Origin of the sequence: Streptomyces griseochromogenes, assembly GCF_001542625.1 — a bacterium.
Taxonomy (GTDB): domain Bacteria; phylum Actinomycetota; class Actinomycetes; order Streptomycetales; family Streptomycetaceae; genus Streptomyces; species Streptomyces griseochromogenes.
Window position 1 is genome coordinate 8,752,851 of sequence record NZ_CP016279.1, and the last position, 18,140, is coordinate 8,770,990.

The 18,140-nt window shown below is 72.2% G+C and carries 18 protein-coding genes; 11 read left to right on the top strand and 7 right to left on the bottom strand.

The genetic code is table 11. The features are described from left to right. Window positions 1-76: 76 nt before the first annotated feature. The gene (locus AVL59_RS37985) at window positions 77-1,543 is read right to left on the bottom strand and encodes a regulator (RefSeq protein ID WP_067313713.1); all 1,467 of its coding nucleotides are present in this window, start codon (window positions 1,541-1,543) and stop codon (window positions 77-79) included. A 238-nt stretch (window positions 1,544-1,781) separates the two neighbouring features. Here AVL59_RS37985 and lipB point away from each other — a divergent pair, with 238 nt between their 5' ends. The 4 genes from lipB (at window position 1,782) to AVL59_RS38005 (ending at window position 4,879) form a co-directional block, all read left to right on the top strand. Continuing rightward, window positions 1,782-2,579, top strand: a complete 798-nt coding sequence (gene lipB / locus AVL59_RS37990; protein WP_067313715.1) for a lipoyl(octanoyl) transferase LipB — start codon at window positions 1,782-1,784, stop codon at window positions 2,577-2,579. Between the two features lie 122 nt (window positions 2,580-2,701). After that, window positions 2,702-3,691: a lipoyl synthase gene (lipA, locus tag AVL59_RS37995; protein WP_067313717.1), complete on the top strand. Its 990-nt coding sequence runs from the start codon at window positions 2,702-2,704 to the stop codon at window positions 3,689-3,691. A 227-nt stretch (window positions 3,692-3,918) separates the two neighbouring features. Then, window positions 3,919-4,116 (top strand): SCO2195 family GlnR-regulated protein, encoded by a 198-nt coding sequence (locus tag AVL59_RS38000; protein ID WP_067313718.1) that lies wholly within the window; start codon window positions 3,919-3,921, stop codon window positions 4,114-4,116. 61 nt (window positions 4,117-4,177) lie between these two features. Continuing rightward, entirely contained in the window at window positions 4,178-4,879 is a 702-nt protein-coding gene (locus AVL59_RS38005; RefSeq protein WP_067313720.1) for a DUF4191 domain-containing protein, read from the top strand. 66 nt (window positions 4,880-4,945) lie between these two features. Here AVL59_RS38005 and AVL59_RS38010 read toward each other — a convergent pair whose 3' ends face one another. After that, entirely contained in the window at window positions 4,946-5,413 is a 468-nt protein-coding gene (locus AVL59_RS38010) for an RDD family protein (RefSeq protein WP_067313721.1), read from the bottom strand. Between the two features lie 210 nt (window positions 5,414-5,623). Between AVL59_RS38010 and glnA the strand changes: the two genes are divergently transcribed. Beyond that, the gene (gene glnA, locus AVL59_RS38015; protein ID WP_067313723.1) at window positions 5,624-7,033 is read left to right on the top strand and encodes a type I glutamate--ammonia ligase; all 1,410 of its coding nucleotides are present in this window, start codon (window positions 5,624-5,626) and stop codon (window positions 7,031-7,033) included. A 103-nt stretch (window positions 7,034-7,136) separates the two neighbouring features. Here glnA and AVL59_RS38020 read toward each other — a convergent pair whose 3' ends face one another. Next, on the bottom strand, window positions 7,137-7,427 hold the full coding sequence (locus AVL59_RS38020) for a hypothetical protein (RefSeq protein WP_099053189.1): 291 nt from the start codon (window positions 7,425-7,427) through the stop codon (window positions 7,137-7,139). Between the two features lie 336 nt (window positions 7,428-7,763). On the opposite strand from AVL59_RS38020, the gene AVL59_RS38025 reads away from it, so the two are divergent. The 4 genes from AVL59_RS38025 to pspAB all read left to right on the top strand — a co-directional run bounded on the left by AVL59_RS38025 (window position 7,764) and on the right by pspAB (window position 11,052). Further along, complete coding sequence (locus tag AVL59_RS38025; RefSeq protein ID WP_067313725.1) at window positions 7,764-8,021, top strand: SCO2583/SCO2584 N-terminal domain-containing protein; 258 nt, start codon at window positions 7,764-7,766, stop codon at window positions 8,019-8,021. Window positions 8,022-8,032: 11 nt separating this feature from the next. Continuing rightward, window positions 8,033-9,463: a hypothetical protein gene (locus AVL59_RS38030; RefSeq protein WP_237281783.1), complete on the top strand. Its 1,431-nt coding sequence runs from the start codon at window positions 8,033-8,035 to the stop codon at window positions 9,461-9,463. A gap of 80 nt (window positions 9,464-9,543) precedes the next feature. Next, window positions 9,544-10,464, top strand: a complete 921-nt coding sequence (gene htpX, locus AVL59_RS38035) for a zinc metalloprotease HtpX (protein WP_067318227.1) — start codon at window positions 9,544-9,546, stop codon at window positions 10,462-10,464. Between the two features lie 3 nt (window positions 10,465-10,467). After that, window positions 10,468-11,052, top strand: coding sequence for a PspA-associated protein PspAB (gene pspAB, locus AVL59_RS38040; RefSeq protein WP_067313727.1), 585 nt, complete (start codon window positions 10,468-10,470; stop codon window positions 11,050-11,052). A 19-nt stretch (window positions 11,053-11,071) separates the two neighbouring features. Here the strand turns inward: pspAB and AVL59_RS38045 are convergent, their stop codons facing one another. Continuing rightward, entirely contained in the window at window positions 11,072-11,344 is a 273-nt protein-coding gene (locus AVL59_RS38045) for a hypothetical protein (protein ID WP_067313728.1), read from the bottom strand. A gap of 144 nt (window positions 11,345-11,488) precedes the next feature. Here AVL59_RS38045 and AVL59_RS38050 point away from each other — a divergent pair, with 144 nt between their 5' ends. Next, window positions 11,489-13,147: an alpha/beta fold hydrolase gene (locus AVL59_RS38050; protein ID WP_099053190.1), complete on the top strand. Its 1,659-nt coding sequence runs from the start codon at window positions 11,489-11,491 to the stop codon at window positions 13,145-13,147. 16 nt (window positions 13,148-13,163) lie between these two features. Here the strand turns inward: AVL59_RS38050 and AVL59_RS38055 are convergent, their stop codons facing one another. Next, window positions 13,164-14,558 carry a DUF2252 domain-containing protein gene (locus AVL59_RS38055; RefSeq protein ID WP_067313731.1) on the bottom strand — a complete coding sequence of 465 codons (1,395 nt, stop codon included), beginning with the start codon at window positions 14,556-14,558 and terminating at the stop codon, window positions 13,164-13,166. Window positions 14,559-14,739: 181 nt separating this feature from the next. Here AVL59_RS38055 and AVL59_RS38060 point away from each other — a divergent pair, with 181 nt between their 5' ends. Beyond that, window positions 14,740-15,924 (top strand): winged helix DNA-binding domain-containing protein, encoded by a 1,185-nt coding sequence (locus AVL59_RS38060; protein ID WP_067313733.1) that lies wholly within the window; start codon window positions 14,740-14,742, stop codon window positions 15,922-15,924. 69 nt (window positions 15,925-15,993) lie between these two features. Here the strand turns inward: AVL59_RS38060 and AVL59_RS38065 are convergent, their stop codons facing one another. Next, window positions 15,994-16,308 (bottom strand): hypothetical protein, encoded by a 315-nt coding sequence (locus AVL59_RS38065; protein ID WP_067318229.1) that lies wholly within the window; start codon window positions 16,306-16,308, stop codon window positions 15,994-15,996. A gap of 215 nt (window positions 16,309-16,523) precedes the next feature. Continuing rightward, a complete protein-coding gene (locus tag AVL59_RS38070; protein WP_067313735.1) occupies window positions 16,524-18,041 on the bottom strand; it encodes a class I adenylate-forming enzyme family protein in 1,518 nt (505 codons plus the stop codon). Between the last annotated feature and the right edge of the window lie 99 nt (window positions 18,042-18,140).

An 18,140-nucleotide genomic window follows, 5' to 3' on the forward strand; every position in this document is an offset into this window, starting at 1 on the left:
GGGCGAAGAGCCGCAACCCGCGACGGCGGGTGGCGAAGCCCGGTTCGGCACCGCCGTCGCGGCGGAGCAAGGCGGGTCAGCCCAATGCCGCCACCTTCTCCCGATACCCCCTCGCCGGCGCCGCGTCCCGATACGGCTCCAGTCGGCGTTCGAAGTCCCGCACGTACTCGATCGCGCGAGCGCTCCGCATCTCCGCCGCCTGGCCGGCCGCCTCCGCGGCCAGCGTGCAGGCCTGGTCGAGTTCGCCGAGGCCGAGCCGGGCGGTGGCGAGGACGACCCGGCAGAAGAGGCGGCTGCGGGCGTAGGAGGGGGCGCGCAGCTGGAGGGAGCGCTCCGCGTGCTGCGCGGCCGCCCGGAACTGCTGCAGATCACGGTGGCAGTGCCCGAACTCGTCGGCCAGCTGCGCCTCGTCGAAGAACCGGGCCCAGTACGGCACCTCGTCCCCGGGCCGGGCCGCCTCCAGGGCGCGCTCGGCCCGCACCAGCGCCCCGGTACACGCCCTCACCTCCCCGAGCACCCCGTGCGCGCGGGCCTCGGAGGCGTGCAGCAGCGCCTGCACCACCGGCGGCGCGCCGGTGCCGACTCCCTGCTGCGCCACCCGCGCCAGCTGCACCGCCTCCCTGCCGTGTCCGAGGTAGACGGCCTGGCGGCTCATGGTGACGAGCACGTAGGAGCCGTAGGCCCGGTCCCCGGCCGCCTGGGCGAGGCGCAGGGCCTGGACGAAATAGCGCTGGGCGAGCCCGTGCGCGGCGATGTCGTACGAGGTCCAGCCCGCGAGCCGGGTGAGGTCGGAGGCCGCCGCGAACAGCCGGCGGCCGGTCTGCTCGTCATAGGTGCCGCGCAGCATCGGCTCGCACTCGTGCTCCAGATAGCGCACCAGGGCCTGGCGCGCGTGGCCGCCGCCGTACGCGTCGTCGAGGGTGCGGAACAGCTCGCCGACCGAGCGCAGCGCGGCGATGTCGCCGCCGGTCACCTTGTGGCCGGGGGCGCGGGTGGCGTGCCCGCGGGGCCGGGACAGGGCCGGTACGGCATCCGGGCGGTCCTTGGCCGCGCCGGGGCGCAGCTGCGCCGGCACCCGGGCCAGCGGCTCGCGGGAGACCCTGTCGTCGGGCTTGCCGATCAGCCAGTCCCGGCTGGGCACGACCAGCCCCGCCGGAGTGAAGGCGATCTTGCGCAGCTCGGCGTGGCTGCCGGAGTCCTTGCGCCAGAGCCCGCCGACGATGTCGACGGCCTCCTCCGGGGTGGCCGCGAACTCCAGGCCGGCGTACACCGGCGCACAGGCGTCCAGGCCGAGATCCTGGGCCGTGAGGCGACGCCCGAGCCGGCGCGTGAAGACCTCGGCGATCAGGGCGGGCGTGGTACCGCGGGGCTGCTGGCCGCGCAGCCACCGGGTGACCGACGTCTTGTCGTATCTGAGATCCAGCCCATGCTCCAGACCGAGCTGGTCGACGCGACGAGCCAGACCCGCGTTGGAGAACCCCGCCTCTGCGATGAGCGCGGCGAGCTGGCGGTTGGGGGTGCGCTGCGCGGGTCGATCCGTCATCTGCGGTGCGGTCTCCTGCCTTCCGGGCTTCTGAAGTGCCGGGATTGCCTGTGAGCAGCCCATATGGCCTATTGGACGGCGCGAATGTAGCGGAGAGTGAGCAGGTGATCGCACAGCTCGCCACACATTCATCCGATCGTGTGAGGATTGCCCGCAGGGCTGACGTACGCCGGTCGGACGTACAGTGGCGTGGGCGCGTTACAGGCCTGACACCGGTTCGCTGAGGGAGGCGCTTGCCGTGAGTGAGTTGCGGTTCGTCCGCATGGGGTTCGGTGCGGATGCCGTCGATTACCAGGAGGCCTGGGACGAGCAGCGCCAGGTGCACGCCGCCCGGTTCGCCGACGAGGTCCCCGACACCGTGATCCTCCTGGAACACCCCCCGGTGTACACCGCGGGCCGGCGCACCGAGGACAGCGAGCGCCCGCTGGACGGCACCCCGGTCATCGACGTGGACCGCGGCGGCAAGATCACCTGGCACGGCCCGGGCCAGCTGGTGGGCTACCCGATCCAGAAGCTGCCCCGCCCGGTGGACGTCGTCGCCCATGTGCGGCGCCTCGAGGAGGCGATCATCCGCACCTGCGCCGAGTTCGGCCTGGAGACCACCCGGGTCGAGGGCCGCAGCGGCGTGTGGGTGCTCGGCGATCCGGTCGAGCAGCGGCCCGCGCTCGGCGGACTCTCCCTGGACTTCGACCCGCGGCTGAACGACGAGGAGTTCGACCCCCGCCTCAACGGCCCGGAGTACGCGCCCTCCAACGCCGGCCAGCGCCGCGAGGACCGCAAGATCGCCGCGATCGGCATCCGGGTCGCCAAGGGCGTCACGATGCACGGCTTCTCCTTCAACGTGAACCCGGACAACCGCTGGTTCGACCGGATCATCCCGTGCGGGATCCGGGACGCGGGGGTGGCATCCCTCGCGAACGAGCTCGGCAGGGACATCACGATCGAGGAGGTCCTGCCGGTGGCCGAGCGGCATCTGCGGGACGTACTGGAGAACGCGGACCCCAAGCCGCGGGTGATCGAGAAGGCATCTGCCTGACCGAGGGAATGCGCCCTGCGGCCATGAGGTTGGCCTCACCGGTAGGGCTCAGTTAACACGGGCGTACGCTGGTGTACGCCGACGAATCGAAGATTACTCAAAGCAATCAGCAGGGAGCCGACGTGTCCGCAGTCGCACCCGACGGACGCAAGATGCTGCGCCTGGAGGTCCGCAACAGCCAGACCCCCATCGAGCGCAAGCCCGAGTGGATCAAGACCCGGGCGAAAATGGGTCCCGAGTACACCAAGATGCAGAACCTCGTGAAGAGCGAGGGCCTGCACACGGTCTGCCAGGAAGCCGGCTGCCCGAACATCTACGAGTGCTGGGAGGACCGCGAGGCGACCTTCCTCATCGGCGGCGACCAGTGCACCCGGCGCTGCGACTTCTGCCAGATCGACACCGGCAAGCCCGAGGCCCTGGACCGCGACGAGCCGCGCCGCGTCGGCGAGTCCGTGGTCACGATGGACCTGAACTACGCCACCATCACCGGCGTCGCCCGCGACGACCTGGAGGACGGCGGCGCCTGGCTGTACGCCGAGACCGTGCGCCAGATCCACCGGCAGACGGCGGACCGCGAGGGCGGCCGCACGAAGGTGGAGCTGCTGGCTCCCGACTTCAACGCGGTTCCGGAGCAGCTCGCCGAGGTCTTCTCCTCCCGCCCCGAGGTCTTCGCGCACAACGTCGAGACCGTGCCCCGGATCTTCAAGCGGATCCGGCCCGGCTTCCGCTACGAGCGCTCCCTGAAGGTCATCACCGAGGCCCGCGACTTCGGCCTGGTCACCAAGTCCAACCTGATCCTCGGCATGGGCGAGACCCGCGAGGAGGTCAGCGAGGCGCTCCAGCAGCTGCACGACGCCGGCTGCGAGCTGGTCACGATCACCCAGTACCTGCGCCCCTCCGTGCGCCACCACCCGGTGGAGCGCTGGGTCAAGCCGCAGGAGTTCGTGGAGCTGAAGGAGGAGGCCGAGCAGATCGGCTTCTCCGGTGTGATGTCCGGCCCGCTCGTGCGGTCCTCCTACCGCGCCGGGCGCCTGTACCGGATGGCGATCGAACAGCGTCAGTCGGCCGCTCCGCAGCCGGGCGGTTCGCACATCGCCGCCCAGGCGGTCTGAGCAGGGTGTGTGAATTCACGCACAAGTAATTACCGGCCAGTAATGGCCGAGTCGACGCGGTCCTGACCGTCCTCGCTGATGAGGGCGACCATCAGGGCCGCGTCAGCGTTTCGGTGCTCTGTATCAAGGCTTCATTGGTGTTTGACCGGTCGGACACGCCCTGGTAACACCAATCAGTGACTCTGGTATCACACCTCGTACACCCGGACCGAGGGGGGACCTCGACCATGCAGGCCGCGCCCGTACGCGCCACCGCCATCCCGTCCTTCACCGACGCGCTGCGCGCCGTCGAGTCTTTGCTGATGAGCGGCGGGCAGCGCACCGCCCGCCGCAACGCCTGGACCTCCGTGCTGGAGGACCGCCGCCGCGCGAAGGACCGGGTCGAGGCGGAGCGCGTCCTGGAGCAGGCCGCCACCCGCCCCTGACCCCCCGCCCCACCGGGCACTGCCGTCGTGGGCACTCCCGGGGCCACGTAGACTTCGTGGCATGGCGAGGAAGGAAACCGCGGCGGACGCCGCGAACGCAGGGCGGCTGAAGCAGATCGCCCTCACGTACAAGATGACCCGCAAGGCCGACAAGAAGATCGGTCTTGTCCTCGGGGCCGTCGGCATCGGCACCCTCGGTGTGTTCCTCGCGATCGGCTTCCTGATCGGCCACCCGGTCTATCTGGGCATCCTGGGCCTGCTCCTCGGCCTGCTCGCGACGGCGATCGTGTTCGGCCGCCGGGCCGAGCGGGCCGCCTTCGGGCAGATGGAGGGCCAGCCGGGCGCCGCGGCGGCGGTACTGGACAACGTCGGCCGGGGCTGGACGACGACCCCCGCGGTGGCGATGAACCGCAGCCAGGACGTGGTGCACCGGGCCGTCGGCAAGGCCGGCATCGTGCTGGTCGCCGAGGGCAACCCGAACCGGGTGAAGAGCCTGCTGGCCGCCGAGAAGAAGAAGATGAACCGCATCGTGGCGGACGTGCCCGTGCACGACCTGATCGTCGGCACCGGCGACGGCCAGGTCGAGCTGAAGAAACTGCGCACGACCATGCTGAAGCTCCCGCGCGTGCTCACCGGCCCCCAGGTGACCACCACCAACGACCGGCTGCGCGCGATGGGCGACCTGATGAGCAACATGCCGCTGCCGAAGGGTCCGATGCCGAAGGGCATGCGGATGCCGAAGGGCGGCCCGAAGGCCCGCTGAGCCTTCTCGTACGACGAAGGGGGGCGCCCGGTGTGACACCGGGCGCCCCCCTTCGTCGTACGGGCGCTAGGCGCGGACCTCGACGGTCTGCGCGATGCGGTCGTGCAGGCCGCGGCCGTCCCGGTCCCAGATCAGCGCGGGGATCGCGAGGCACAGCAGCACGGTGCGCAGCAGGGAGCGCAGCGGGTTGACCGTGCCGGTCCGAAGGGCCACGACCCGGATGCCGAACAGGCGCTTGCCCGGGGTGAAGCCGATCGTGCCGACCGTCAGGGCGCTCATCACGAAGAAGACGAGCAGCGCCCAGTTGCTGGTGGCGGGGCTGTAGCCGTGCGTGATCAGGCCGTATGCGATCAACACGCACAGGCCCCAGTCGACGGCCAGTGCCCCGAGCCGCCTGCCGGGCCGGGCGATCGAGTTCGGTCCCTCCTCGGGGAGGCCGAGCTGCTCGCCCCGGTATCCGAAGTCGGCACCGGCTTCTTCCATCGCCGCGCGCGGCCCGGACAGCCACGATCCGATTGCTTGCCTGTTGTCCACCCGAACACGGTACTGCGCCCGGTTTCGGGCACGGCGCCGAGGGGTGTGTCGGCGCTACGGTGGAACCGTGGCCGGTTAACTTCTGCGAAACAAATGGGTCACGCCCGAGAAATCACCCGTCCCTAGGGTCGAGACCAGCGTGTGCCACCGCACTGGCCGCACGAACGATCTACCACCCCGGCGAGGACGGTCGGGAGTAGGAGGAGCTGGATGTTCCAGAACGCCGACGAGGCCAAGAAGTTCATCGCGGACGAGGACGTCAAGTTCGTCGACGTCCGCTTCTGCGACCTGCCGGGCGTCATGCAGCACTTCACGGTGCCCGTCGAGGCGTTCGACCCGGACGAGGAGCTCGCCTTCGACGGATCGTCGATCCGTGGTTTCCAGGCCATCCACGAGTCCGACATGGCGCTGCGCGCGGACCTGTCGACCGCCCGGGTCGACCCCTTCCGCCGTGACAAGACGCTGAACATCAACTTCTTCATCCACGACCCGATCACGGGCGAGCAGTACTCCCGTGACCCGCGCAACGTGGCGAAGAAGGCCGAGGCCTACCTCGCCTCGACCGGTATCGCGGACACCGCGTACTTCGGTCCCGAGGCCGAGTTCTACGTCTTCGACTCCGTCCGCTTCGCGACCAGCGCGAACGAGTCCTTCTACCACATCGACTCCGAGGCGGGCGCCTGGAACACCGGCGCCCTGGAGGACAACCGTGGGTACAAGGTCCGCTACAAGGGCGGCTACTTCCCGGTCCCGCCGGTCGACCACTTCGCCGACCTGCGCGCCGAGATCTCCCTGGAGCTGGACAAGGCCGGCCTGAAGGTCGAGCGCCAGCACCACGAGGTGGGCACCGCCGGCCAGGCGGAGATCAACTACAAGTTCAACACGCTGCTCTCCGCCGCCGACGACCTCCAGCTCTTCAAGTACATCGTGAAGAACGTGGCCTGGCGCAACGGCAAGACCGCGACCTTCATGCCGAAGCCGATCTTCGGCGACAACGGCTCGGGCATGCACGTGCACCAGTCGCTGTGGAGCAACGGCGACCCGCTGTTCTACGACGAGGCCGGTTACGCGGGCCTGTCGGACACCGCCCGCTACTACATCGGCGGCATCCTCAAGCACGCTCCGTCGCTGCTGGCCTTCACCAACCCGACGGTGAACTCGTACCACCGTCTGGTGCCGGGCTTCGAGGCGCCGATCAACCTGGTGTACTCGCAGCGCAACCGCTCGGCGGCCATGCGTATCCCGATCACCGGCTCGAACCCGAAGGCCAAGCGCGTCGAGTTCCGCGCCCCGGACTCCTCCGGCAACCCGTACCTGGCCTTCTCCGCCCTGCTCCTCGCGGGCCTGGACGGCATCAAGAACAAGATCGAGCCGGCCGAGCCGATCGACAAGGACCTCTACGAGCTGGCTCCCGAGGAGCACGCGAACGTGGCCCAGGTCCCGACGTCGCTGCCGGCCGTCCTCGACTCGCTCGAGGCCGACCACGAGTTCCTCCTCCAGGGCGACGTGTTCACGCCGGACCTGATCGAGACGTGGATCGACCTCAAGCGCACCACCGAGATCGCGCCGCTGCAGCTGCGTCCGCACCCGCACGAGTTCGAGCTGTACTTCGACGTGTGACCGGGCCGCGCGGCCCGCGTCGCGCGCTTCGGCCATGAGGGCCGCCATCCGGAATCGCTCCGGGTGGCGGCCCTCGGCCGTGTGTGGTCCGTTACCTCCGCCGTCAGCCGACGACCACCACTACGACCGGGTTGCTGTTGAAGCCGTAGCCGTTGCCGTAGCCGAACCCGTTGCCGTAGCCGAAGCCGTTGCCGTAGAAACCGTTGTTGCGGAAGCCGAAGCCGTTGCCGTAGAAGCAGTTGCCGAACCCGCCGTAGAAGCAGCCACGGTTGGTGGAGACCTGGGTCGGGGTGGCTGCCGACGCGGTACCGGCGGTGCCGATCGCGATTCCGCTCGCCATCAGAACACCGATGGCGGACGCGGCGGCAAAACGCCTCACGCGGTGTGCATTCATCGATCTGCCCTCCTTCCACCCCCTCGTGCGGTCGTCATCGAGGCACGAGACGGATGGCCACGGACCCGGAGCACGATGCCCGGCGTGGTCGTTGGTATTGCCGCCCGTGTAGTGGAATCAGGGCTCTCAGTCCCCTGCGATTCGGGGGATTGCGCTGTCTGGCGCACCCTGTGGCGCGGCTCTCATCTGTAGATGCTAGCCGCCCGGCGACCACCCAGCATCCCGGGAGATCGGCGGGAGGTGACGGCCGAGCGCGCAACCTTCGGCGCTTCCCATGTTTCCTACTCTTGGGGGATCATCCTCCTGGTTCTGTCCGACGAGAGAGGTTGAACGGGGATGACCGAACAGGACGACTGGGAGCGCGAGTTCGATCACAGGTGGGCGAATTCCGCCGAGCACAAGGAGCCCTCGGCGCGGGCCCGGATGCTCGCCGCCCGCTGGAAGGAGAACCCGCCCGACCCGGCGCCCTTCCGCGCCGACCCGGAGTCGGCCGCGCCGCGGCGCTCGTCGTGGGTGTCGACGGTGGTGGTGCTCGGCTGTGTGGCCGCGGTGATAGTCCTGCTGGGGTACGCGCAGATGCGCTCCCCCTATTAAGGGGACGGCGGGTGCAGGAGGAGATCAGGGACGGGGCGGCGGCCGCACGGCGGCTGGTCGCGGGTGCCGGGCTGCGGGACGTCCTCGACACCGGCGATCCGGCGGCCTGGCTGGCGCTGGACGAGGGCGCGCGGGCCGACGAGTGGTCCTTCCCCCCGTACGTCGTGCCCTCCTGGGAGGAGACGGACGGCGGGCGCTCGCTGACCGCCGTCCTGCGCGGCGACGGCCCGCTCACCGAGGGGCAGCTCGCGCTCGCCCTGTGTCACCGTGACGGCCGGATCCGGCACAAGGCGCTCGGGCGGGTCGCCGGGCTTCCGACGCTGCTGCCGCTGGTGGCGGTGCGGTGCACGGACTGGGCGCAGCCGGTGCGGGAACGGGCCAGGAAACGGCTCGCCGAGGCCCTGGACGCGCGGACGGCCGCATGGCTCGCCCCGCTGGTCCGGCGCCTCGGCGACCGCCACCGGGGCGACTTCGCCCTCGGTCTGCTCGGCGAGGTGCTGCGGCGGGCGCCCGGCGAAGGGCTGACCCCGCTCCTGGCCTCCCCCGACCGCCCCGTACGCCGTTTCGCGTACGGACTCGCCGTCGAGGAGGGGTTCCTCTCCCCGGCCGCGCTGGCCCGCGCGGCGGCCCGGGACGACGACGCCGTCGTCCAGAGCCTGTGCGCCGAGGCCGCCCTCGCCGCCGTGACGGACGAGGACGCGGAAGACGTGCTGGGGGCGCTGCTCGGTGCCCCGGGCCCGCGGGCCCGGTCCGCCGGAGTGACCGCGCTGCGCAGACTCCGGCGGCCGGAGCAGGCCGTCGGGTTTCTCGCGGACCGGTCGGCGCTGGTGCGGGCCTGTGCCCGGTATGTCGTGCGGCAGTACGGGACCGATCCGCTGCCCTGGTACCGCGAGCGGTGCGCCGGCCCCGGTGACCCGGCACTGCCGCCGGGTGCCGCCGTCGGGCTCGCGGAGTGCGGGACCCGCGCGGACGCCGCCCTGCTGTGGCCGCTGCTGGACCACCCGGCGCCCGGCGTCCGGGCGAGGGCGGTGGCCGGGCTGCGCCTGCTGGACGTGACGGACGTACCGCGGATGCGGCGGATGCTGGACGATCCGGCACCGGGGGTCGTCGGCGAGGCCACCCTCGCCCTGCTCCCCTCCGCCGCGCTGCTGCCGCAGGCGTGGCTGGCCGCCCGGCTGGCGCCGGAGCGGCCCCGGTGCGTGCGCGTGTCGGCGCAGCGGCTGCTGCACGCGCACGGCGAGGTCGCACGGCTGCGGGCGGCGGTGACCCTGCTCGGCGACGCGGACGAGCGGCTGCGGACGCGGGCCGAGCTGACCGTGCGGCGGGCCCTGCGGTGGGGTGCGCGGAGCCGGTCCGGGCCCGAGGTCGCGGAGCTGCTCGCCGAGGCCCGCTCCCGCCTCGGCCGAGCGCCCCGGCGCACAGGAAGCCTTTGCTGCCCCTAGATCTGCGCGCGACCTCCTCATGGCGGTCCGCAGGTGCACACTGGACAGCGGGACGAGTGCGTGACTGCGGGGTGATGCAGATGCAGAGCCGCTTCCAGAGCGATCGGCGGCTGACCGTGCGCATGACGGTCACGCTGTTCCTGCTCGGGCTGCTGTACGTGGCGTTCGTCGCCGCGTTGATCGTGTTGCTGAAGTCCTGGCTGCTGGTCGTCGTCCTGGTCGGCGCGATGTTCGTGGCGCAGTTCTGGTTCTCCGACCGGATCGCGATGTTCGCCATGCGCGGGCGGGTCGTGGAGCGGGAGGAGTATCCCGAGCTGCACGCGGTGGTCGACCGGCTGTGCGCGATCGCGGACATGCCGAAGCCGGTGGTCGCCGTGTCCGATATGGACATGCCGAACGCGTTCGCGACCGGCCGCAATCCCGATCACGCCGTGGTCTGTGTGACCACGGGGCTGCTGCGGCGGCTGGAGCCCGCCGAGCTGGAAGGCGTGCTGGCGCACGAGCTGTCGCACGTCGCGCACAAGGACGTCGCCGTGATCACGGTCGCGTCGTTCCTCGGCGTGATCGCCGGGCTGATCGTGCGGTTCGCCTTCTACTCGCAGGTCTTCGGCGGGGGCCGCAGGGACCAGAACACCGCGATCGTGTTCGCCGGGGTGATGGGGGTATCGGCGGCCGTGTACGCGATCAGCTTCCTGCTGATCCGGGCCCTGTCCCGGTACCGGGAGCTGGCGGCCGACCGGGCCGCCGCGCACCTGACCGGCCGGCCCTCGGCGCTGGCGTCGGCGCTCACCAAGGTCTCCGGGGAGATCGCCCGGATCCCGACCAAGGACCTGCGCACGGCCCAGGCCTTCAACGCCTTCTACTTCACCCCCGCGACCGGCAAGGAGCCCGGCATCGAGCGGTTCTTCTCCACCCACCCGACGCTGGAACAGCGCCTGGAGCAGCTGGGCCGTATCTCCACGGAGCTGGGCGAGGCGGCCGCGCCGGGCAAGGCGGGCTGAACCTTGGGGCTGCTGGACATCCTGCTGGGCCGTACGAAACCGGTCGCACCCGATCTGGACCAGCTGTTCGCGCTGCCGTCGGCGGCCGTGACGCTCCAGGCGGCGGCCGGGTTCACCCCGACCGGCAACGGCGCGGTGTGCTTCGCCACGGTCGAGGGCGCGGCCTTCGAGCAGACCCACCGGGAGGTCCAGGCGCTGCTCGACGCGGACGCCGAGCGCGCCGGTCCTCCGGTGGAAATGAGCCAGGACGGCTACGGCTACTCCTGGCTGCTCTCCCGGCGGTCCCCCGACCAGCTGCCCCAGCTGGTCAACGACCTGCACGCGGTGAACAGCTCGATGGAGGCCAACGGCTTCGGACCGCAGCTGCTGTGCTCCCTGGCCGCGTTCGCGGACGACACCGGCCGCATGCTGGCCCTCGTCTACCTCTACAAGCGCGGCACCTTCTATCCTTTCGCGCCGCTGCCCGGCACCGCCGATCGACGGGACAGCGCGCTGGAGCTGCAGATGAAGGCGGCTCTCGCGAGCGACCTCAGGATCGAGCAGGACCTGAGCCGCTGGTTCCCGGTGTGGGGCGCCCCCGGCCTGTGACCGGCGGCGCCCCCGGGGCTCACCTGCTCTTCTCCCGCTCCTGGCGCCGGGCCTCGAAGGGGCGCTCGCGGCGGTAGCGGCGCTCCCACTTGGCCTGGCGGTCCCGGCGCTCGCGGTAGGCCCGGTAGGAGTCGGGCGGCGTGCCCGAACCGGCCGGCGGGGCCGCGCCGGGCGAGCCCCGACCGTGCTTCACGTACAGATAGAGCAGCGCGGCGGCGGCGAGCCACCAGATGTGGTTTCCGAATCCGAGAATCACCAGGACGACGGTCCCGGCGACGACGATGCCAGTCATGACGGACCTCCGTGGGGTGAGTGCGGCGTGCGTGCGGGAAGGGGAACGTGTCGGCTTCGCGACGTTTGTTCAGCGTAGGGAGACCGCTACCACGGGTGCACCTCGTTTTCCGTGCCGTCCGGCGGATGTGAGTGAATGGCACGTATGAGCGAACTCCCGGGTCTCCCTTGCGAGTACGACGCGATCACGCACATGTACGACGGTGAGCGGCTCAGCGCGGTGAGGGCCGGCCCGCGCGGACGGGCGACCGCCGTCCTCCTGCACGGGGCCGGCAACGGCAGCAAGGAACGGCTGCTGCCGCTGCTCGCCGAGTTCGCCGCGCACGGCTGCCACGCCCTGGCTCTCGACTTCTCCGGACACGGGGAAAGCACCGGAGAGCTCTCGGAGTTGAGCCTGCGGCGCCGGTTCGAGCAGGCGGCGGCGGTGATCGACGCGCAGGCTCCGGCCCGCGACCCGCTGGTCCTGGTGGGGTTCAGCATGAGCGGACAGACGGTGGCGGACCTCGCCCGCCACTACGGACAGCGGGTGGCGGCCGTGGGCCTGTGCGCACCCGCCGTCTACGCACCCCAGGCCTGGGACGTGCCCTTCGGTGACGGCCGGGGCCGGTTCAGCGAGATCATCCGCACCCCCGGCAGCTGGCGCGACTCCCCGGCCCTGGAGGTGCTGCGGGCGTACGAGGGCCGGGCGGTGCTGGCGGTGCCGGGCACGGACGAGGTCATCCCGCCGGAGGTGACCGAGGCCGTACAGGAGGCACTGGCGGCCCGCGCCCAGTACACGCGCTTCGAACTCCCGGACGCCGAGCACCGGTTGGGGCTCTGGTTCCGCGACCACGCCGGGGACCGGCGGGAGTTCGCCGCAGCCCTGCTCGGCGGGCTGGAGGAAGCGGGCTGGGCGGCGACACGGCGCTGGGTGGCCGAGCGGCTTCCGCGGGGCCGTACGGTCGCCGGCTCCCAGCGGCTTGCCGGGGGCTGGTCCTCCCAGATGCGCGGGCTCACCCTCGACGACGGCGAGGAGCTGGTGCTGCGCACCTTCGTGAAGCCGTTCTTCCGCCGGCACGCCCTGGGCCTGCTGTCCCGGGAGGCAGCCGTCCTCGGTCTGCTCGCGGGGCAGGAGGGCATCCCGGCACCGGCTCTGGTCGCCGTGGACGCCACCGGCGACCACTGCGACCACCCCTCGCTGCTGATGACCCGGCTGCCGGGCCTGGTGCGGGTGGACGAGGAGGACCGGGAGGCGCTGGACCGGCGTCTGGACCTGCTCGCCGCCCAGCTGGTCCGGATCCACGCGGTCGAGCCCGAGGACCGTCCGCGCACCTATCAGGCGTGGACGTCGGCGGAACGGCTGCGCACCCCGGACGGCGGGATGTGGGCACGGGCGGTGGACGTGATCCGCCGCGACCCGCCGCCGTACCGGGGCCGCTTCCTGCACCGGGACTACCACCCCGGGAACGTGCTGTTCACGGGTGCCGGGGACGGGCTGCGGGTGAGCGGGGTCGTCGACTGGGTGGAGACCTCGTGGGGGCCGGCCGACCTCGACGTCGCCCACTGCTCGACGGCGCTCGCCCTGTTGCACGGCCCGGCGCGGGGGCTCGCCTTCCGGGACCGGTACGAGGCGCGGGGCGGCCAGGGCCTGGCGGACGGGCCGGACCACCTCTACTGGCGGCTGCTGGACGCCCTGGCCTACTTTCCCGACGCCGGGAAACTGGCCCGGCCGTGGCGCGAGCTGGGCCGTACGGATCTGACACCGCGGGTGATGCGCGAGCGGCTGGAGGCGTACGTGGGCGGGCTGCTGGAGCGGTACGCCTGACCCGGCCGGTCCCGGCTCACACCCCCGGCTCCGCCGTCACCACGCCCGCCCCGATGGCCGCGCCGAGGGCCGCGTGGTCGGCGGCGGTCTGGGCGGCGTAGGCGAGGGCGAAGTCGGCGACGGCGCGGTCGAAGGTGTCGGCGCCGCCGAGGTAGGCGGCGATGGCGATGCGGTCGCCGGAGCGGGCGTGGGCGCGGGCCAGGGTGGTGCCGCACAGCCGGGCGTAGGCGAGCAGGTCGGCCGGGTCCATGCCGGCGACCTCGGCGGAGCCCTTCGTGTCGCGCAGCCTGCGCCAGTAGAAGGCGCGGCCCTGGGGTCCGCTCATCCAGCCGAGGAAGATGTCGGTGGCGGACTGCAGCAGCCGCTGCCCGGCGACCACCCGGTGCCCGGGATGGACGTACGGCCCGCTCGGCAGATGTTCCTCCAGCACCGACGTCCGTGCCTCCTTGATCTGCAGGAACAGCAGGTCGTCGGTGTCCCGCCCGGTGAGCAGCACGATGAAGCAGCGCAGGCCGACGCTGCCGATACCGACGATCTTGCGGGCGGCGTCGGTGAACCGGTAGCGGTCCAGGAGATGGCGGCGCTCCTCGGGGAGGGTGGAGCGGTAGTCGCTGAAGGTCTTGCGCAGGGAGGCCATGTCCGGGGCGCCGGCGGGTTCCAGGAGCGGCGGGTCGTGGATGATCCGGCGCCGCCCGTCGACCAGCTCCGTCAGCTTGCCGTAGGCCTGGAGGCTGGTGCGGCGGCGGGTCCGGGTGAGGCTGGATTCCAGGCGGCGCCTGTGGCGGGCGGAGTGGACGAGGGGCAGCAGACGGTCGCCGTCGACCTGTTCGTACCAGACGGCCAGCTCTCCGAGTCCGGCCAGCCGGCGCATCGCGGTGCGGTACCCGGTGACGGCCGCCTGGGCCGCGGCTCGCATCTTGGCACCGCTGTGGCCGTTCTCCCTCGCGGCCACCGCCACACTGGCCGCGAGCCGCTTGACGTCCCATTCGAAGGGCCCGGGAAAGGTCTCGTCGAAGTCGTTCAGGTCGAAGAGCGGGGTGCGTCCCGGGGAGGCGTAGAGCCCGAAGTTCAGCAGGTGGGCGTCGCCGCACAGCTGCACCGTGAGCCCGGTGTGGGGCTGGACGGCCAGGTCGGCGGCCATCACCGCGGTGGCACCGCGCAGGAAGGCCAGCGGCGAGGCGGACATCCGTCCGTAACGTATCGGCAGCAGCTCGGGAAGCCGGTCGCGGCCCTGTCGCTCCAGTACGGCCACGGGGTCGGGCCGGTCGGCGGACGGGATCCACAAGGCGTGTACGGAGCGGGGGACCTTCTTGCGGGCCTGTCTGCCGCACTGGGCGCGGGCCTCGGGGGTGCCGCGCGGAGGACGGGCCTCGGGAGTGGCACGCCGGGGGCGGACCTCGGTCATGCTCATACGGCGGCCTCCTTCTGCGGTTCCCCGCGTTTGCCGTCACCTCCTGCTGGAAGTGAAGGCCGGACGGGCGGGCCCGCGCATGCGGAGCGGGGCGAACGGGTGAAGGGGCCGGTTGTCAGTGGCATCGGCGACCATGAGGGCAGGACAGCGCGGACGGGACGGACGGGACGGGAAGGCCGGCATGAGCGACGTACGACGGCGGCACATCGGTACGGCTGAGCGGCGGGCCCGGCTGGCCCTGCGGCACCGCCTCGCGCCCACCGCCCGGGCGACGGACCCCGAGGAGGTCGCCGCCTCCCTGGTGGCGCTGCACGGCACGGACCCGGCGACGGTGTTCCTGGCGGTGGCGGCGCGGCTGGCCGACCCGGCCAAGGCGGTCCCGGAGACGGAGCGGGCGCTGTACGAGGACCGCGCGCTCGTCCGCATGCACGGTATGCGCCACACGGTGTTCGTGTTCCCGACGGAGCTGACGGCGGTCGTGCACGCCTCGACGGGCCTCACGGTGGCGGCCCGTGAACGCGCCTCGCTCCTCAAGGACATGGCCAAGGCGGGCGCCCCCGACGCGGCCTGGCTGGCGGAGGTCGAGACGGCCACGCTGGCCGCGCTGGCCCGGCGCGGCCAGGCGACGGCGGCGGAGCTGGCGGCGGACGAGCCGCGTCTGCGCGAGCAGTTCGTGTACGCGGCCGGGAAGAGCTACGAGGGCGTGCACACGGTCTCCTCGCGCCTGCTGCGCGTCCTCGGCGTCGAGGGCAAGGTGGTCCGCGGCCGACCGCTGGGCTCGTGGACGTCCAGCCAGTTCCGCTGGGCACCGGCACCGGAGCACCCGGAGCTGGACGCGGCCCGGGCGCAGGCGGACCTGCTGGACAGGTGGCTGAGAGTCTGCGGCCCGGCGACGGAGGCGGACCTGAAGTGGTGGACGGGCTGGCGGGTGACGGAGGTCCGCAGGGCCCTGTCCGCCGTCGGCGCGCGGGAGGTGACCCTGGACGAGGGCACGGGCTACGTCGCCGACGGTGACGCGGACCCGGTTCGGGCGCCCGAGGAGCCCTGGGCGGCCCTGCTCCCCGCCCTGGACCCGACGGCCATGGCCTGGCAGCGGCGCGACTGGTACCTCGCGCCGGAACTGCGCGGGGACCTCTTCGACCGCAGCGGCAACGTGGGTCCGACGGTGTGGTGGAACGGCCGGGTGGTGGGCGGCTGGGCCCAGCGCGCCGACGGCGAGATCGTCTGGCGCGTCACCGAGGAGGGCGCGCGCCGGGAGGCCGAGGCGGCGGTCGCGGCGGAGGCCGGGCGGTTGCGGGGGTGGCTGGGGGCGACGCGGGTGACTCCTCGGTTCCGTACGCCGCTGGAGCGGGAGTTGACGGCGTGAGGTGGGTCTTCGGCCTGCGGTGGCGACGGCGTCGGGTGCCCCGGCAGCGCGGGGCACCCGGCGCCGGCCTCACCGGCTGTAGCGCATGAACGCCCGCACCATGTGGCACGTCGTGTCCGACGGCGGGTGCACGCCGATCTCCTCCGCCGTGCTGCGGATGGTCTCGTTGCGGGCCTGGTTCGGCAGGTAGACCCCGGAGTCGAGCAGGGCTATGGCGAGGCGCATGGCCTTCAGGCGCCGGTTGTGCGTGACGTACCACTCGCGCGGCCGCCCGGCCGGGAGCGGACGCTTCTCCGTCGGTGTGTAGGGCGAGTCGAACAGCACGGAACGCTTGGCGGTGGACTGGGTCGGCAGCGGCTTGGACTTCAGGGCGGCAGCGGGCACGGGCATCCTCCTGTCGTGGTCAGGGCACCCGCCGGAACTCCCGGCGACGCCCTCGAACACTGCCTCTATTCTACTGGCCGGCACTGACATCCAGACAGTCCGCAGGGTGCGGCAAACGTCCAGGTGAGAAAATGAATTGAGGCCCCGTCACAGCAGGTTCGGGTGAGGCGCGCGAGGCGCCGGATAATTCGAACAGAGCCATCGGTGAAGGGGCGTCAGCCCGGGCCGGGGCCGGCCATGGCCCGGGCACGCAAGGCACGTTTGTCCACCTTGCCGTTCGCGGTGAGGGGCAGGCGCCGCGTCCACCAGACGGCGGTCGGCCGGTGTGCCGGGGCGAGCCTCTCCGCCACCAGTGCGCATGCCTCGGCGGCGGCCTTCCGGCTCGCCGCGCGGCCGGGTGCCGGCACGAGGAAGGCGCAGACCTCCTCGCCCGTCCCGGCACTGGGTCTGCCGACCACGGCGGCCTGGGTGACGGCGGGGTGCCGGGCGAGGGCCGCTTCGACGGGCAGGCTGTAGACGTTGTCCCCGTCGACCACCACCATGTCCTTGGCCCGGTCGTCGAGGTAGAGATAGCCCTCGCCGTCGAGGTGTCCGAGGTCGCCGGTGCGCAGCCACCCGTCCCGCAGCACCTCGGCCGTGAGGTCGGGCCGCATCCAGTAGCCCGACATCAGGGCGGCCGAGCGCACCCATACGTCGCCGGTCCGTCCGGCGGGCAGGGGCCGCCCGGCCTCCCCTGCCTCCCGTATCTCGATCTCCACGCCGGCCGCCGGGCGGCCCGCCGAGCCGAGCAGCCAGGGCCGGTCCGCGACGGCCGCCGTGTGATCGGCGGGGTCCAGCCGGGTGACGACCGCGGCCTCGGTCGTTCCGTAGCCCTGCTGCCAGCGACAGCCCCAGGCGGCGACCGCCTGCCGCAGCCGCTGCGGCAGGATCGGCGCAGCGCCGTAGCTGATCGCTTCGAGGCCCTCGATCCCTTCGGCGGTGCGGGGGTCCTCGAGGAGCCGGTAGATCATGGGCGGCATCAGATAGGTCGACGCGGGCCCCAGCCTCCGGCACGCGGCCGCGAGCCGCCCCGCGTCGAAGGCGGACAGCACTTCCACCCGCCCGCCGGCCCGCCACTGTTCCAGACAGCGGCCGCCGGAGCGTGCGGCCAGGGAGGTCACCGACACGAAGGTCCCTGGATCGCGATCCCCTTCGGTGCCGTACGCACCGGAACGCGCCGCCAGCGCGCGGAAGGTGGTGGCGACGCCCTTGGGCCTGCCGGTGGTGCCTCCCGTGTACGTCACGCGGGCGATGTCGTCCTCGCGGGCCGCGAGGGGCACCGCGACCGCCTCACGACGCGCGGCCCGCCCGAGCAGCTCGGCCAGAGCCAGCCGCGGTGCGCCCGTGTCCGGCACCGGAACGCCGTGCACCACCAGTCGCGGGCGGCAGTCCCGGAGCAGATGCTCCACTCCGTACGTGGACGCGTCCCGCACCACCAGGGTCAACCGCGCGCCGAGGACATGGGCGGCGGTCCGCAGGAGCAGGGCCTGGGCCCGGTTCTCGCCCAGCACACACGCCAGGCCGGATCCGCGGCACACCCCCGCGTCGCCCAGCACACCGGCGATCCGGTAGACCTCCGCGAGCAGTGCGCCATGGTCGAGCACACGACCGCCGAGGCCGAAGCCCCCGAGCGCCGGGCGTCCGACGTGACCCTCCAGCCCCTCGACGAGCCGGGTCACGTATGCCGCCGCCACGCTCCCATGGAAAGCCCAGGAGAGCCATGAGGCAACATGAGGCCATTTACCATGACACCGGACGGCGACCGAGGCGAGAGACGCTTCTCCCCTACCGTG

Bases quoted from the DNA above. Each gene is read 5' to 3' on its own strand.
- AVL59_RS37985 (WP_067313713.1), bottom strand. From the start codon at position 1,543: ATGACGGATCGACCCGCGCAGCGCACCCCCAACCGCCAGCTCGCCGCG.
- AVL59_RS38000 (WP_067313718.1), top strand. From the start codon at position 3,919: ATGCAGGCCGCGCCCGTACGCGCCACCGCCATCCCGTCCTTCACCGAC.
- AVL59_RS38005 (WP_067313720.1), top strand. From the start codon at position 4,178: ATGGCGAGGAAGGAAACCGCGGCGGACGCCGCGAACGCAGGGCGGCTG.
- glnA (WP_067313723.1), top strand. From the start codon at position 5,624: ATGTTCCAGAACGCCGACGAGGCCAAGAAGTTCATCGCGGACGAGGAC.
- AVL59_RS38020 (WP_099053189.1), bottom strand. From the start codon at position 7,427: ATGAATGCACACCGCGTGAGGCGTTTTGCCGCCGCGTCCGCCATCGGT.
- AVL59_RS38025 (WP_067313725.1), top strand. From the start codon at position 7,764: ATGACCGAACAGGACGACTGGGAGCGCGAGTTCGATCACAGGTGGGCG.
- htpX (WP_067318227.1), top strand. From the start codon at position 9,544: ATGCAGAGCCGCTTCCAGAGCGATCGGCGGCTGACCGTGCGCATGACG.
- AVL59_RS38045 (WP_067313728.1), bottom strand. From the start codon at position 11,344: ATGACTGGCATCGTCGTCGCCGGGACCGTCGTCCTGGTGATTCTCGGA.
- AVL59_RS38050 (WP_099053190.1), top strand. From the start codon at position 11,489: ATGAGCGAACTCCCGGGTCTCCCTTGCGAGTACGACGCGATCACGCAC.
- AVL59_RS38055 (WP_067313731.1), bottom strand. From the start codon at position 14,558: ATGAGCATGACCGAGGTCCGCCCCCGGCGTGCCACTCCCGAGGCCCGT.
- AVL59_RS38060 (WP_067313733.1), top strand. From the start codon at position 14,740: ATGAGCGACGTACGACGGCGGCACATCGGTACGGCTGAGCGGCGGGCC.